Source organism: Methyloprofundus sp. (assembly GCF_965251085.1).
Classification (GTDB): Bacteria; Pseudomonadota; Gammaproteobacteria; order Methylococcales; family Methylomonadaceae; genus Methyloprofundus.
This window is the reverse complement of the sequence record NZ_OZ252594.1, coordinates 208474-223571: the sequence shown is the minus strand read 5'-3', so window position 1 is coordinate 223571 and position 15098 is coordinate 208474. Positions and strand designations below refer to the sequence as shown.

The 15098-nt window shown below is 42.7% G+C and carries 18 protein-coding genes and 1 tRNA gene; 3 read left to right on the top strand and 16 right to left on the bottom strand.

The features are described 5' to 3' along the window. Position 1: 1 nt before the first annotated feature. From ACQY3F_RS01035 to rpsU, 9 genes are all read right to left on the bottom strand, one after another. On the bottom strand, positions 2 to 745 hold the full coding sequence (locus ACQY3F_RS01035; protein WP_428353085.1) for a 16S rRNA (uracil(1498)-N(3))-methyltransferase: 744 nt from the start codon (positions 743 to 745) through the stop codon (positions 2 to 4). Between the two features lie 408 nt (positions 746 to 1153). Further along, complete coding sequence (metF, locus tag ACQY3F_RS01030) at positions 1154 to 1999, bottom strand: methylenetetrahydrofolate reductase [NAD(P)H] (RefSeq protein ID WP_428353084.1); 846 nt, start codon at positions 1997 to 1999, stop codon at positions 1154 to 1156. Positions 2000 to 2241: 242 nt separating this feature from the next. Then, complete coding sequence (ahcY, locus tag ACQY3F_RS01025; protein ID WP_428353083.1) at positions 2242 to 3531, bottom strand: adenosylhomocysteinase; 1290 nt, start codon at positions 3529 to 3531, stop codon at positions 2242 to 2244. A gap of 25 nt (positions 3532 to 3556) precedes the next feature. After that, complete coding sequence (metK, locus tag ACQY3F_RS01020; RefSeq protein ID WP_428353082.1) at positions 3557 to 4717, bottom strand: methionine adenosyltransferase; 1161 nt, start codon at positions 4715 to 4717, stop codon at positions 3557 to 3559. 96 nt (positions 4718 to 4813) lie between these two features. Further along, a tRNA-Ile gene (locus ACQY3F_RS01015) sits at positions 4814 to 4890 on the bottom strand. 24 nt (positions 4891 to 4914) lie between these two features. Beyond that, on the bottom strand, positions 4915 to 6738 hold the full coding sequence (rpoD, locus tag ACQY3F_RS01010; RefSeq protein WP_428353081.1) for an RNA polymerase sigma factor RpoD: 1824 nt from the start codon (positions 6736 to 6738) through the stop codon (positions 4915 to 4917). Between the two features lie 48 nt (positions 6739 to 6786). Beyond that, positions 6787 to 8508 carry a DNA primase gene (gene dnaG, locus ACQY3F_RS01005; protein ID WP_428353080.1) on the bottom strand — a complete coding sequence of 574 codons (1722 nt, stop codon included), beginning with the start codon at positions 8506 to 8508 and terminating at the stop codon, positions 6787 to 6789. A gap of 12 nt (positions 8509 to 8520) precedes the next feature. Then, positions 8521 to 8970, bottom strand: a complete 450-nt coding sequence (locus tag ACQY3F_RS01000; RefSeq protein ID WP_428353079.1) for a GatB/YqeY domain-containing protein — start codon at positions 8968 to 8970, stop codon at positions 8521 to 8523. Between the two features lie 6 nt (positions 8971 to 8976). Then, entirely contained in the window at positions 8977 to 9210 is a 234-nt protein-coding gene (gene rpsU / locus ACQY3F_RS00995) for a 30S ribosomal protein S21 (RefSeq protein WP_087868295.1), read from the bottom strand. 113 nt (positions 9211 to 9323) lie between these two features. Between rpsU and tsaD the strand changes: the two genes are divergently transcribed. After that, positions 9324 to 10334, top strand: a complete 1011-nt coding sequence (gene tsaD, locus ACQY3F_RS00990; RefSeq protein WP_428353078.1) for a tRNA (adenosine(37)-N6)-threonylcarbamoyltransferase complex transferase subunit TsaD — start codon at positions 9324 to 9326, stop codon at positions 10332 to 10334. Between the two features lie 138 nt (positions 10335 to 10472). On the opposite strand, the gene plsY is transcribed toward tsaD, so the two are convergent. Continuing rightward, positions 10473 to 11045 carry a glycerol-3-phosphate 1-O-acyltransferase PlsY gene (gene plsY / locus ACQY3F_RS00985; RefSeq protein ID WP_428353077.1) on the bottom strand — a complete coding sequence of 191 codons (573 nt, stop codon included), beginning with the start codon at positions 11043 to 11045 and terminating at the stop codon, positions 10473 to 10475. A gap of 109 nt (positions 11046 to 11154) precedes the next feature. Between plsY and folB the strand changes: the two genes are divergently transcribed. Together folB and folK are read left to right on the top strand one after the other, a co-directional pair. Further along, positions 11155 to 11508: a dihydroneopterin aldolase gene (folB, locus tag ACQY3F_RS00980; protein ID WP_428353076.1), complete on the top strand. Its 354-nt coding sequence runs from the start codon at positions 11155 to 11157 to the stop codon at positions 11506 to 11508. 13 nt (positions 11509 to 11521) lie between these two features. Then, positions 11522 to 12037 (top strand): 2-amino-4-hydroxy-6-hydroxymethyldihydropteridine diphosphokinase, encoded by a 516-nt coding sequence (gene folK, locus ACQY3F_RS00975; RefSeq protein ID WP_428353075.1) that lies wholly within the window; start codon positions 11522 to 11524, stop codon positions 12035 to 12037. 2 nt (positions 12038 to 12039) lie between these two features. On the opposite strand, the gene ACQY3F_RS00970 is transcribed toward folK, so the two are convergent. From ACQY3F_RS00970 to ACQY3F_RS00945, 6 genes are all read right to left on the bottom strand, one after another. After that, positions 12040 to 12771 (bottom strand): pteridine reductase, encoded by a 732-nt coding sequence (locus ACQY3F_RS00970; protein ID WP_428353074.1) that lies wholly within the window; start codon positions 12769 to 12771, stop codon positions 12040 to 12042. A gap of 245 nt (positions 12772 to 13016) precedes the next feature. Beyond that, on the bottom strand, positions 13017 to 13472 hold the full coding sequence (locus ACQY3F_RS00965) for a DUF3465 domain-containing protein (RefSeq protein ID WP_428353073.1): 456 nt from the start codon (positions 13470 to 13472) through the stop codon (positions 13017 to 13019). Positions 13473 to 13499: 27 nt separating this feature from the next. After that, on the bottom strand, positions 13500 to 13736 hold the full coding sequence (locus tag ACQY3F_RS00960) for a DUF2164 domain-containing protein (RefSeq protein ID WP_428353072.1): 237 nt from the start codon (positions 13734 to 13736) through the stop codon (positions 13500 to 13502). A 72-nt stretch (positions 13737 to 13808) separates the two neighbouring features. Continuing rightward, positions 13809 to 14564 carry a twin-arginine translocase subunit TatC gene (gene tatC / locus ACQY3F_RS00955; protein ID WP_428353071.1) on the bottom strand — a complete coding sequence of 252 codons (756 nt, stop codon included), beginning with the start codon at positions 14562 to 14564 and terminating at the stop codon, positions 13809 to 13811. Further along, the gene (tatB, locus tag ACQY3F_RS00950) at positions 14551 to 14859 is read right to left on the bottom strand and encodes a Sec-independent protein translocase protein TatB (RefSeq protein ID WP_428353070.1); all 309 of its coding nucleotides are present in this window, start codon (positions 14857 to 14859) and stop codon (positions 14551 to 14553) included. The genes tatC and tatB overlap by 14 nt, the downstream gene beginning before the upstream one ends. 3 nt (positions 14860 to 14862) lie before the next feature. After that, positions 14863 to 15096 (bottom strand): Sec-independent protein translocase subunit TatA, encoded by a 234-nt coding sequence (locus ACQY3F_RS00945; RefSeq protein ID WP_428353069.1) that lies wholly within the window; start codon positions 15094 to 15096, stop codon positions 14863 to 14865. Positions 15097 to 15098 lie beyond the last annotated feature (2 nt).

The following is a 15098-nucleotide window of genomic DNA, read 5'->3' as shown; positions in this document are numbered from 1 at the left end:
CTTATTCAGCATCGACACCTCCTAAATCACCCCATAAAACCTGCACTGCCGTTAAAGCGGTAAGCGTAGCTGTTTCGGTGCGCAACACGCGCGGGCCTAATCGCACCGGGACAAAACCCGCCTGCTTTGCTATTTCACGCTCTTGCTCAGCAAAGCCGCCTTCAGGTCCTGCCAATAAAGTCACCCGATTATCATCTGGCTGTATGTGTCTTAATGTCTGAGTCGCAAAGGGATCTAAAAAAAGTTTTAAGCCTGCCTGTTGATTAATCCAGCTGTCTATCGATTGAACATCGCTAACTTCTGGTCTAACAGTACGCCCGCTTTGCTCAGCCGCATGTTGCGCAATTTTCTGCCAATGACGTACTTTATTCTGGCCTTTTTCTGCTTTTAAATGCACGACACAACGCTCAGTTTGTAAGGGTGTAATCTGTGCTACACCTAATTCTACCGACTTTTGTACAGCAAAATCCATACGGTCACCACGTGAAATACCCAAACCCAATATAACTTGCAAACCTGACTCGACGCTACGATCAGTAAAAGATAATAGCTCAATCATGACACGTTTACGTGAGACCTCGACTATTTTCCCCTGATACTCACCACCAGCGCCATTAAATAAGGTAATTTCTTGTGTTTTCTTCAGCCTTAATACGCTACGCAAATAATGAGCGCTATCATCATCTAGCTCAATTGTCTGATGCAAAACCAAAGGCATAGCAACGTATAATCTTGACATTCTCATGATTTTCCTATCAACCTTAATAAGATTTAACCTAGATCCGGTATAGGTCTGTTAATAAATCTTCGGATAATGGCGGGCTAAAGCCACGCCCTACATCGCGCTGTTTCAACCTAGAAAAATCAGTTGAGCGCGAATTTATAGTGCAAGATATTGAGTTAACATAACACTTTCAAAAAATCTTAGCTTCACCCGTAGGTTAAGCGGGCATTTTTTGGAAGTGCGGTGGAATCAAGAGCTTGTGCTAGAAACCGTGAGCAACTGATTTTTCTAGATTCAAGCAATAAAAAGGCAGACAACGCTTGTTATGCCTTGCCTGCCTTTTTAAAAAACACTAAAACAAAAACAATGTTTCGTGTTTTTCGTGCCTTTCGTGGTTAATAATTTTTTAACGCCAATATACTTGCAGACTTATGCAAAATTCAAATTATCCCAAACGGCCAGAGTAGGTTTAGACTGGTTCATGGTATAAAAATGCAAGCCAGGCGCACCATTATCTAATAACTCCTGACATAATTTAGAAACTATATCTTCACCAAAAGCCATAATCGAAGCCTTATCATCACCAAAACATTCCAGTGTTTTACGCATCCAACGAGGAATATCAGCACCACACATATCTGAAAAACGAAATAACTGTGTAAAATTGGTTATCGGCATAATGCCAGGTACGATGGGAATATCGATACCGCTTTTCTCACATTTATCCATAAAATAAAAATAGGCTTCAGCATTATAAAAATACTGCGTAATAACCGCATCGGCACCGGCATCAACCTTTCGCTTAAAGTTGTTAAAATCTGCATCGGCATTATTCGCCTGGGGATGAATTTCAGGATAACCAGCCACATGAATCTGAAAATGATCGCCCGTTTCAGCACGAATAAAATCAACTAATTCATTAGCATAACGGAACTCCCCGGCAGACATCATCCCAGACGGCAAATCTCCGCGCAAGGCAACAATTTTGGAAACTCCGTGATCGCTGTAATTATTTAAGATCTCGCGGATATTTTCCTTAGTCGAAGCAACACAGGATAAATGCGGCGCGGCAGATACGCCATTATTTTGAATTTTAACAACCGTATCATAGGTTTTATCTCGGGTTGACCCGCCAGCACCAAAGGTTACCGAGAAAAAATCAGGATTAAGTCTAGCTAAATCACGATGCACTTGTTCTAAATTGATATCCCCCTGTTCTGTTTTGGGGGGATAAAATTCAAAACTAAATAAATCCGCTTTGTTATTTATAGTCATAATAATACTTTAATTGCATGTAAGTACCCAAGCATAATTAATTTAACAAATTTTACGCAGGATTTTTTTTCATTTTCAAGGCGCACAAATAGGCGCATAGCTGGCTACGCAACTATTTATACAACGCTGAAAATGAGAAAAAAGACAAGTAAAATGTTGAATTAATTATGCTTGGGTGCTTATATTGCGTAGAGCGGACTTCAGTCCGCTCTACCCTTTTCATCTAGCCAACGTTTGAGCTATTAATAGCGGTAATGATCCGGCTTATAAGGACCTTCTACCGGTACACTAATATAATCAGCTTGTTCTGCTGTCAATTCTGTTAATTGCACGCCTAGCTGAGCCAGGTGTGAACGCGCCACTTTTTCGTCCAGTTTTTTCGGCAGTATATAAACTTCATTCTTATAATCTGCAGTATTTCCCCATAATTCCATCTGCGCCAGCACCTGATTACAGAATGAATTAGACATAACAAAACTAGGATGCCCAGTGCCACAGCCCAGATTCACTAGACGACCTTCAGCCAAAATAATGATTTTTTTGCCATCCGGGAAAGTCACATGATCTACTTGTGGCTTAATGGTATCCCAGTCATATTGACGTAATGCCGCAATTTCAATTTCCGAATCAAAATGACCTATATTACACACGATGGCATTATTCCTCATCGCCAGCATATGACCATGATTAATAATATGGTAATTACCTGTTGCCGTCACAAAGATATTCGCCTGAGGAGCGGCCTCCTCCATAGTGACCACACGAAAACCTTCCATAGATGCCTGCAATGCACAAATAGGATCAATTTCTGTAATCCAGACCGTTGCACCTAAGCCACGTAATGACTGCGCACAACCTTTACCTACGTCACCATAGCCACAAACGACGGCAATTTTACCTGCAATCATTACGTCTGTTGCACGTTTGATACCATCGACTAACGACTCACGGCAACCATATAAATTGTCGAATTTCGATTTAGTCACTGAATCATTCACGTTAAACGCAGGTACTTTCAATGTCCCTTTGGTAACCATTTCATACAAACGCAATACGCCGGTCGTAGTTTCCTCAGAAAGTCCTTTTACATCCGCCATTAATTCCGGGAATTTTTCATGCATCAATACGGTTAAATCACCGCCATCATCCAGAATCATATTCGGACGCCAGCCATTCGGGCCAACGATCGTTTGCTCAATGCACCATTCTGCTTCTTCTTCTGTTTCACCTTTCCAGGCAAACACAGGAATACCAGCTGCTGCCATTGCCGCCGCCGCATGATCCTGAGTAGAAAAAATATTACAAGAAGACCAGCGTACTTCTGCGCCTAAAGCAGTTAACGTTTCAATCAATACCGCCGTCTGAATAGTCATATGCAAACATCCCGCAATTCGCGCACCTTTTAAAGGCTGTGCTGCACCAAATTCTTCGCGCAATGCCATTAACCCCGGCATTTCTGTTTCAGCAATGGATGTTTCTTTACGTCCCCATTCCGCCAGGGTCATATCTGCTATTTTGTAATCTTGACTCATTTTATTTTTATCCTAATCTAATATTTTAAAGGCCAGCGGCATCTTTTAATGCATCAACTTTGTCTGTTTTTTCCCAGCTGAATGTCTCTTCAGTACGGCCAAAATGACCATAGGCAGCGGTAGGCAGGTAAATAGGTTTTAGTAAATCCAGCATGGCAATCAATCCTTTAGGTCTAAGGTCGAAAACATCGCGGATAATTTTCACTAAACGATCTTCGCCGATTTTTCCAGTACCGAAGGTATCAATACTGATAGACGTTGGCTCAGCAATACCAATCGCGTAAGAAACCTGAATTTCACAGCGCTCAGCCAGTTCTGCAGCAACAATATTTTTAGCGACATAGCGACACATATAAGCAGCCGAACGATCCACTTTTGAAGGATCTTTTCCCGAGAAGGCACCACCACCATGACGCGCCATACCACCATAGGTATCAACGATAATCTTACGTCCTGTTAGGCCACAATCACCCACAGGTCCGCCGATAATAAACTGCCCGGTAGGGTTGATAAAATATTTCGTCCCTGCATGTAACCATTCCTTAGGTAAGGTCGGCAGAATAATCTCATCCATTACCGCCTCTTCCAGAAGCTTGCCACCCATTTCAGGCGAATGCTGAGTTGATAAAACAACGGCATCAATGGCAACTGGCTGGTTATTTTCATAGCGAAAAGTAATCTGACTTTTTGCATCCGGGCGCAACCAGGGCAAGGTACCATTTTTACGCACTTCTGCCTGACGCTTAACCAGACGATGCGCATAAGTAATCGGTGCAGGCATTAATACGTCGGTTTCATTACTTGCATAACCAAACATTAAACCCTGATCGCCCGCTCCTTGCTCATGATCATCACTATCATCTACGCCTTGTGAAATGTCTGCTGACTGTTTACCGATAGCATTAAGTACAGCACAACTCTCATAATCAAAGCCGATCTCGGAACTGTTATATCCAATGTCCTTAACTACACCTCTCACGACTTCTTCTGTGTCAACCCAGGCATCCGTAGTAATCTCACCGGCAATAATGACCATTCCGGTTTTAACTAGCGTCTCACATGCCACGCGTGACTTAGGGTCTTGTGCTAACAGGGAATCTAAAATTGCATCAGATATCTGATCAGCAACTTTATCCGGATGTCCCTCTGAAACAGACTCCGAGGTAAAAATATAGTTATTGCTCATTTTATGGTCCTTCTTTAACAAGGGATAAACACAACTCTGAACTTAATCGTTAAATTCAGATATAAAAAAAGGCCGCATAAGCAGCCTTTCTATGGATGGTGGGCCCTCCCAGACTCGAACTGGGGACCTGCCGATTATGAGTCGGATGCTCTAACCAACTGAGCTAAGGGCCCTAAACTAACAGCCTTACATAAATATTATTCTGCGTCTAAAAAGCATCTTAACTGATCAGAACGAGAGGGATGGCGCAATTTACGTAAAGCTTTTGCTTCTATTTGTCGAATACGCTCACGAGTCACATCAAACTGCTTGCCGACTTCTTCCAGCGTATGGTCAGTGTTCATATTGATACCAAAACGCATACGTAACACTTTCGACTCTCTTGCCGTTAATCCTGCTAACACGCCTTGAGTGGATTCTTTCAAGCCCTCTATTGTAGCAGACTCAACAGGTGAAAGCATCTTTGAATCTTCTATAAAATCACCTAGGTGCGAATCTTCATCATCACCAATAGGTGTTTCCATGGAAATTGGCTCTTTAGCAATTTTTAGTACTTTGCGCACTTTATCTTCCGGCATTTCCATCTGCACCGCTAATTCTTCAGGTGTCGCTTCTCTGCCTTTTTCCTGCATAATCTGCCTGGAGATACGATTTAACTTATTAATGGTTTCAATCATATGCACAGGAATACGAATCGTTCTAGCCTGGTCCGCTATCGAACGGGTAATTGCCTGACGAATCCACCAGGTTGCATAAGTTGAAAACTTGTAACCACGGCGGTATTCAAATTTATCCACTGCTTTCATTAAACCGATATTACCTTCCTGAATTAAGTCCAGGAACTGCAACCCGCGATTGGTGTATTTTTTAGCAATTGAAATCACCAACCTCAAGTTGGCTTCTATCATGTCCTTTTTAGCTCGTCTGGATTTGGCTTCCCCAATTGATACTCGACGGCTAATGTCTTTAAGCTCGACAATTGCCAAACCATTGTTTTCTTGAATAACAGAAAAATGGTTCTCAACTCTTTTTATTTCTTTATCTTTTTCCTTTAATACCTGTGCAATCGCTGCATCTTTCTCGGCAAAACGAGATAGCCATTTTAAGCTTGCTTCATTGCCAATAAAATTATTGATAAATTCCTTACGATTAATTTTTGCCTGCTTAACGCAAAGCTCCATGATATTTCTTTCTTGCTCACGAATACCCTTCGTAACGGTAGCGACAAGTGCAACCTGCTTTTTAAAATACTGCGGTGCCCATTTTACCTCAAGAAAGCAATTAGCTAATTCGTCAAATGCCTGATCAGCCTTGTCATGCTTATAACCGTGTTTCTTAATGACCGCTTCAACCTTAGTAAAAGCTTGTTTAATTGCAGCAACCTTGTCCTGAGCTTCCTCTATAGTCGGCCCCGTCGGCTCTACAACTTCATCCTTATCGTCGTCATCAGTAGTGGCAGCAGCATCAGCAGGCGTCGCTGCGACTCTAGAATCGTCATACTCCGGCTCGTTCAAGTCAATAAAGTCACTTAGAATATCAGTTAGGCGCAAACCATTTTCATTCCCAATACTTGCAAAATCTACTATTATTGTATCAACAACTAACTTGGAGCGTGACACGGCACGTACAATCTGTCGATGCCCTTCCTCAATCCTACGTGCAATCTTTAACTCCTCAGGTCGGGTTAACAATCCAACCGAGCCCATTTCACGCATATACATTCTGACCGGGTCAGTAGTACGCCCGAATTCACTATCTACCGATGCTAACGCTGCAACTTCTTCTGCATCATCGTCATCGTCGTCAGCGGTTACTTCTTCAGATAAATCCTCATCGTCTGGCGCAGATTCATGCACTTTAATACCCAGACCATTGATCATGCCTATGATATCTTCAATTTGTTCAGGATCAACAATTTCGCTAGGCAAGTGATCGTTCACTTCGGAATACGTTAAATACCCCTGCGCTTTTCCTTTGGCAATTAATTGTTTTAGTTGGGACTGCTGTTGTTCTTGATTCATTATTCACTCTTAAAATGCTATATCAATCCAACTGATATAGAAAATTACTTATGTACGGTTAGCCAACATGTTTAACAACTCCTTTTGCTCATGCTCAGCTAACCCACTCGCCCTCTCCTTTGCAATCAATTCATCAAGGCGTCGCTCTCTGCCCTGATCAATCAATCTATCTAACGCACCTGAAAACTCTGCATTTATTTCATCCCCTGAAATAAAAAACTCATGGTTCATCATGATGTGTATATATTTTTCTTCGTCCTTGCCTCTGAAATGTTCTATTAACCTAGGCAAATTAATATCGGGGTGCTTCTCGATTATTTCAACTATTTTTTTTAGCAAGGCTATTCCAGGAAACGCCAACACCTGCCACTGAATTTCTTTTTGTTCGAAAACCTCTATCAAGCCCGGATTTTGCAGCAATAATGAAATAGCAATCCTTACCGGAGATAACTTTGTATCTTCCTGTTTTTGCTTGCGACTTGCCTGCTTAAGTGTAGTTGGCTTTTCAAAAAAATCTAGCTTATCTATTCTGGATAATGTTTTTAATTTCTCCAGCATCAGGGTTTGAAATACCCCATTAGGCAAAGTTTGTAAATATGCCTTAGCTTTATCTACCAAGCTAGCCCGCCCTTCCATATCATCCAGATTAAGACCACGCCCTAAACGTTCAAAAAAGTAATCTGATAAGGCTTGCGCCGAGGCAATATTACCCTCAAACTCTTCCAGTCCGTGATCTCGTACAAAAGTATCCGGATCACTGCCTTGAGGCAACTGCATTATTCTCACCTGCCTGCCATCGCGCAAACTTGGAAATGCAGCAAGAACAGCCCGCCAGGTAGCTTCTTTGCCTGCCTTATCGCCATCAAAACAAAATATAATTTCACTGGTAAAGCGAAATAATAATTCTAGATGTTCTTTTGAAGTCGCCGTTCCCAGCGTGGCTACCGTATAAGGCACCCCAAACTGCGCCAAGGCTATAACATCCATATAGCCTTCAACAACAACAATGCGCTCAGGCTTTGAATTCTTCGCCAGCAACTCATATAAACCGTAAACCTCTCGGCCTTTATGAAAAACTGTCGTTTCGGGTGAGTTTAAATATTTTGGCAAGGAATCATCCAGAACCCGCCCACCAAAACCTAATACTCGCCCGCGTTTATCGCGGATAGGAAAAACCACGCGCCCACGAAACCGATCGTAAGCCGAGCCTCCTTCTTTCGCAATAGCCAAACCCGCTTCTACAAGCTGTTGCGCATTAAACTGCTTGACTAATCCATCCCAGCCATCAGGGGCAAAGCCAAGCTGAAACTCGCGCGCAACATCACCACTCAAACCGCGAGATTTAAGATAGTCTACCGCCACTTTAGCCGACTTATTTTCACGCAACTGCTGGATATAAAAACCTGTCGCCTGCTCCAGCAGCTGAAAAACTTCTGCCGTATTATTTTTCTTTAGCGGCACAGCTCCCGACTCTCTCGGCACTTGCACGCCAACAAAATCAGCCAGATCTTCTACCGCTTCGACAAAGTCCAGATGACTATAGTCCATCAAGAAACTGATGGCATTGCCCCCCGTACCACAACCAAAGCAGTGATAAAGCTGCTTATTACGAGTTACCGCAAAACTAGGTGTCTTTTCAGTATGAAAAGGGCAACGAGCAACATAACTACTGCCCGTTTTTTTTAGCGGGACATAAGAATCTATCAGGTCAACAATATCTACCCTGACCAGAAGGTCGTCTATAAAAGCTCGAGGGATTCTGCCTGCCATGAAGCTTAAGTCCTATGTCGCTAACATTGCCTTTATTTTTGTACTGACAACAGCCATATCAGCCCTGCCTTGCATGGCTGGCTTTAAGATTGCCATCACTTTACCCATATCTTTTATAGAACTTGCGGCACTCTCTGCGATAGCTGCTGTAACCATGTCGCTAATTTCTTCTTCACTCCAGGCCTGAGGCAGAAAATCTTGAATAATCAACACTTCAGCTTCCTCCACTTCTACCAATTCTTCCCTACCCGCATCGCGGTATTGCCTGATTGACTCTCGGCGCTGCTTAAGCATTTTATCTAAGACAACGATTATTTGCTCGTCATCCAGAACAATTCGCTCGTCAACTTCCTTTTGCTTAATAGCCGCCAGCATTAATCGAATAGTTCCTAAACGAACCTTTTCCCGATCTCTCATGGCCTGCTTCATTTCGTCCTTAAGGCGAACCTGCATAGTAGTCATCTTCGCTTACAGCTGCGGACGGCCACGACGCAAGTTCTTCAAAGCATAGCGCTCACGCGATAATTTTTTCAAATGACGTTTTACAGCTGCTGCAGCTTTACGCTTACGTTCTGCCGTTGGTTTTTCATAAAACTCACGACGACGTACTTCAGACAAAACACCTGCTTTTTCACAAGAACGCTTAAAGCGGCGCAGAGCGATATCAAATGGTTCGTTTTCTTTAACTTTAATTGCGGGCATAAATTTTTCCAGTTTGCTAAAATTCAATTTCTTAATAAGCTAGCCACATTAAAATCTTGTCAGCTAGCGAAACCCTCGATTATAGCAGTAATCTAAATAAAATCAAAAAATCAATGTACATTTTAGGCATCGAGACCTCTTGCGATGAAACCGGCGTAGCACTATACCATAGCGACCAAGGCCTTATACAACATAGCCTGTATAGTCAGATTGCGATGCATAATGAATATGGCGGCATCGTTCCTGAGCTTGCGTCTCGAGATCATATTCGTAAACTTATCCCACTCATAGATGAATGCCTGCAGCGCAGCCAATTAATTAAAACTGACATTCAAGGTATCGCCTATACAGCCGGCCCAGGCCTGATAGGCGCTTTACTAGTTGGCGCTGCGACTGCCAAAAGTCTGGCATGGTCATTAAATATTCCAGCCATAGGCGTTCATCACATGGAAGGCCACTTGCTTGCACCTATGCTAGAAGAGCAGCCCCCAGAATTTCCCTTTGTCGCTCTGCTGGTTTCCGGCGGCCACACACTACTGGTTGAAGTTAAGCAAATTGGACAGTACCAGTTACTCGGCGAATCGCTTGATGACGCTGCTGGCGAAGCCTTTGATAAAGCCGCTAAAATGCTCGGGCTTGCTTACCCTGGCGGCCCCTTATTAGCAAAGCTTGCAGAACAAGGCCATGCAGGCCGCTTTAAATTTCCACGCCCGATGACTGATCGCCCGGGCTTGGACTTCAGTTTTAGTGGGCTAAAAACATTTACCATGAATACCTTAAATGCGACCCAGAAAACTCAGCAGGATAAAGCCGATGTTGCTTTTGCCTTTCAGCAGGCGACCGCCGAAACGCTGGCAATAAAATGTAAACGCGCCCTGCAGCAATCGGGTTTAAAACGCCTGGTTGTCGCAGGCGGCGTTAGTGCTAATACCCAGATTCGGCAGACTTTAACCGCTATGGCGCATAAACAAAGAGCAGAAATATTTTTTCCACGCCCTGAGTTTTGTACTGATAACGGCGCAATGATAGCTTATGCGGGTTGCCAGCGCTTCCTAGCCGGGCAACAAGAATCTTTAAGCATTAGCGCAAGACCGCGCTGGCCGATAGATGAGTTATATTCTTAGGCAGTTGTACAGATAATATTTTTTACCATGAAGGGCATGAAGCACTTGAAGGCATCACTACTCCAACCTGCGTCTTATCTTTTCCCTTCATTATCTTTATGCTCTTCATGCTCTTCATGGTGAAATACCCTAAAAGCATCAACTTTCATCACCCGCCAATAAACGCTGAATATTGCTTTTATGTCGCCAGATTAATATAACTGCAATCAAGGCCGCCACATACACCAGCGCGTGCATGCCCATTATTAAGTAAACATATAAGGGTGCAAGTGAAGCTGCAATCAAGGCAGATAAAGATGAGATTTTAAATAGCTTATAAATAGTAATCCAGGTAAACAACACGGCTAAGCCTACCATCCAGTTTGCGCCTAGCAAAACACCAAAAGAAGTAGCGACACCTTTGCCACCGGCAAAGCCGAAGAAAATTGGGTATAAATGCCCTAAAAAAGCAGCCAGAACAACACCTGACAATATAACGGGACCTACTCCTAAAAGCTGTGCGATTACGACCGGAATCAACCCTTTAAGCATATCGCCCAATAATGTAATTGCCGCCGCTTTTTTCCCACCAATACGCATCACATTGGTTGCCCCAGGATTACCTGAGCCTTCAACACGTGGATCCGGCAAGCCCATTATTTGACATACAATAATAGCACTGGAAATAGAACCTAATAAATACGCAGCAGGGACTAAAAGCCAATCAATCATTTTTTTATCCTATTTTAAAAAATATCAGTTCACTACTGCATAACAGGGCAATTTCCCTGCTACAATTAACGACACAGTAGATGTAATTATAATAATAACCGGAGTCTAAATGGACATTATTTTTTTAGGTGGCTTGAAAATTGACACAATCATTGGTATCTATGACTGGGAACGCGAAACCAAGCAAACAGTTATTCTGGATATTGAAATGGCTCATGACATCAAAAAAGCTGCTGCAACAGATGATATAGAAGACACCTTAGACTATAAAGCTGTTTCTCAACATGTCATCACTTTTGTTGCACAAAGCGAATATTTTCTGGTTGAAAAACTCGCTGAAGAAATTAACAGCACCATTCGTAAAGAATTTAATGTCCCCTGGGTCAAGCTGACACTCAATAAAAAAGGCGCGATCAGTGGCGCTAGTGATGTCGGAATTATTATTGAACGTGGCACGAAATAAATAGGGCCTTATCATGCCACTTTGTTTTATCAGCATAGGCAGCAACATTAATCGCGAGCATAATATTTCCTCTGCTCTAGAAGTATTACAGTGCAAATTTGGCAGCCTCACTTATTCCAGCGTGTACGAATCAGATTCCGTTGGCTTTTCAGGCGATGCGTTTTTAAATCTGGTGATTTCTTTTTACAGTGACCACGATCCTGTGCACATAGCCATGCAATTAAAAAACATTGAAGCAGAGCATGAACGTGTACGCACTAAAGAAAAATTTTCCTCGCGCACACTGGATCTGGACTTACTCTTGTATGATGAAAAAATTATCAGCACCGAAGCACTGTCCATTCCCCATGATGATATTCTCAATTACGCATTTGTGCTCGAACCTCTGGCCGAAATTGCACCTGACAAACATCACCCAATAAAAAACGTCTGCTATCAAAAACTCTGGCAAGAGTTTGACAAAAGCAAAGCAGCTCAACAGAAAATAGATCACTTAGCCTATACAAAGTCACTGGCAGAGCACTCCTAAACTCAGCTAAATAAAGTACGCCCACCATCTATGGTCAAAACCTGCCCGGTCATATACCCAGCGTCATTAATTAAATAGGCAATTGCCTGGGCAATATCTTCAGGGCTCCCGGTACGCTGCAATGCAACTTTCGCCTGTATTTCCTGCTTTTCCAGCTCGTCCACCTCATGCTCAGGCCATAAAATTGCGCCCGGAGCCACTGCATTTACTCTAATCTGCGGCGCCAGTTCTTTAGCAAGTACTTTGGTTAAAGCGACCAGACCCGCTTTTGCAATACTATAAACGGGAAATCCCGGCAGCCCATTTTGCGCATGAATATCAACAATATTCACTACACAACCTTTGCGCCGCTCCAGCACCGGCACAAGCGCCTGCACTAGAAAAAAAGGAGATTTCAAATTACTCGCCAGTAAATCATCCCATTGAGATTCAGTTACCTCACCCATTTCGGTCGCGTAAAAAGCAGATGCATTATTAATTAATACATCAATACCGCCCCAGGCGTGTTGCGCTTCTTTCGCCAGTTCCTGTATAGCCGCTATATGCTGCAATTCAGCCTGATAAAGCCGCACAGAATCCGGACGTATACTATTTAGCTCATTTGCTAGTGCCTGAGCCTGATCTTTTGAATTTCGATAATGCAGTAAAATATTTGCGCCTTGCGCATGTAGATAGCGTGCACAATAGGCACCGACTCGTTTTGCACTACCGGTAATTAAAATATTTTTTGTCATTATCCTAGAAACCGCAGTTGAGCAGGGATTTTGTGGAAAATCTGAGTGCGAAAGACAAGGCACAGCTAGCAGGCAATGGCCGTAGCCCTTGGCAATAGCTGTAACGCAGTATTTCGCGCTCAGATTTATTCACAAAGCCGTGAAGCGGAGCCTGTTCACCCTGCAGGTAATAAGTTGTTACGGTCATTATGCTTTATATTCAAATGCTTAGAGTATTTTTTAGCGTTCAACTGCGGTTTTTAGGATTATTGATAAGTTCTGCCCTTAAATCTTAACCAGCCAGAAGCATGATATCCCTTAGGGTCTTTATGCGTCCAATGAATAACGCCACCTTTTGCATTCCATTCATATTCTCCATAAAACTCCACCGTATCACCTTTTTTTATGCCGTCTAATCTGGGAGCCAGATCTATATTGTGAGCCACCAAGACAGATTGCCCGGTGCTATTGCGCAGAATAAATTTTTGATGCCTTGAGCCTTTGGTGTCATCCCGCAATACCTTTATTACAACACCTGCCCCCTCAATCTGCAGGTCGCTTCGTTTATTATTGTACGCCTGCTGCAGGCTATTATTATCTGTACGACTATTTGCAACATCAAAAGTCTGCAACAAACCTTCTGCTATTGAAGTGCCTTGACCTTGATAAGCCTCAAAGATGGCAAGCGTGATAGCTATTAATAAGATTAGGATTTTTTTCATTTGGGATCTATTTAGAGCTGTAACTGATTATTTTTCCAGGCTATAAATCACTTCAGCGATATCTTCCACTTTCTTTTCTAGTGCAGCCTGAGCATCACGCAAGCCCTGATTGTAATAATGAGTACCCATTTTTTCCGAGAAGAAATCTAATAAAAACTCCGCATCAAATTGACCGATATCCTGATCAAGCTTGTCGCTAAAATAGTCTTGAATATGAGTGACCATTTCTGCTGTTTCTTGTTTAGAAAACTTTATCGTAGACATTGGCAGGCTTTTTCTAGCAGTTTAGAAACATGATATTGCTGTTAGGCAGCGGGTTATTTATTGCGCGTTACCTTATGAATCTGACTCTAATCGCTTATGCGTATTTTTTCTGACAAACAGGCGTGAAAATAACAAGCCGGTTTCAAATAGCAGCCAGATAGGAACAGCGAGCAGTGTTTGAGAGATAGCGTCAGGCGGTGTTAAAAACATACCGATAATAAATGCAGCGACAATAATATAAGGCCTCTTTTCAGCCAGTTGCTGTGGTGTAAAAATACCGGCCCAGACTAATACTATGGTAACTATCGGGACTTCGAACGCCATACCAAAAGCGAAAAACATCGTTAGTACAAAATCCAGGTATTTGGCTATGTCGGTCATCACCGAAACGCCTTCCGGTGCCGCTGCGGTAAGAAAACCAAAGACTATAGGAAAAACCACGAAATAGGCAAACACCATGCCTAATATGAATAAGAACGTGCTGGCAAACAGTAAAGGAGCGATCATGCGCTTCTCATGAGCATAAAGCCCGGGTGCAACAAACGCCCAGAATTGGTACAAAATAATTGGAACAGCAATAAAGATTGCCGCGATCAATACCAGCTTAAACGGGGTTAAAAAGGGGGAAACGACATCGATTGCCACCATCGAAGTGCTTTCTGGTAAAAATTGCATTAAGGGTTTTGCCAAAAAACTATATATCTCATTGGCAAAAGGAGCCATTGCCAGAAAAACCAGCAATACAGATACAACAACTTTTATTAATCGACTGCGTAACTCAACAAGGTGAGATATTAGTGGCTGTTCCTGCTGTTCATTCTCCGCCATGCTTTTCTTTATCCACTTGCTCTTTTGTTGCATCTATAAAATGATCGACTCGACCCTGTAAATCCAGGTCTTTGGTCATAGCATCAATCTTGGCCTGCTGCTCATTCAGCAGCTGCCTTAACTCTTCTTCCTTAAGCTCTTCCTTAATTTCTTCTTTTACAGACGCGACCATATGACGGGTTTTGCCTACCCAAAAACCTGTAATACGTGCAACTTTAGGCAATTTTTCTGGCCCAATAACCAGCAAGCTCACTAAACCAATCAGGCAAAGCTCCCAAAAACCAATATCAAACATGCTTTAAGCTTTATCTTCTGGTTTTTTTTCTGCAACGTCGGTATCAATAACATCCGCGTCAATGACATCCTCATCCTTCTCTGACAACTTATCATCCTCTTCGCTATTGTTCATTGCTGAGCGAAAGCCTTTAATGGCTCCACCCAGGTCACCACCGATATTGCGCAAGCGCTTTGTGCCAAATAAAACAACCACAATGGCTAATACAATTAATAACTGGGGTATGCTGATGCCCATAA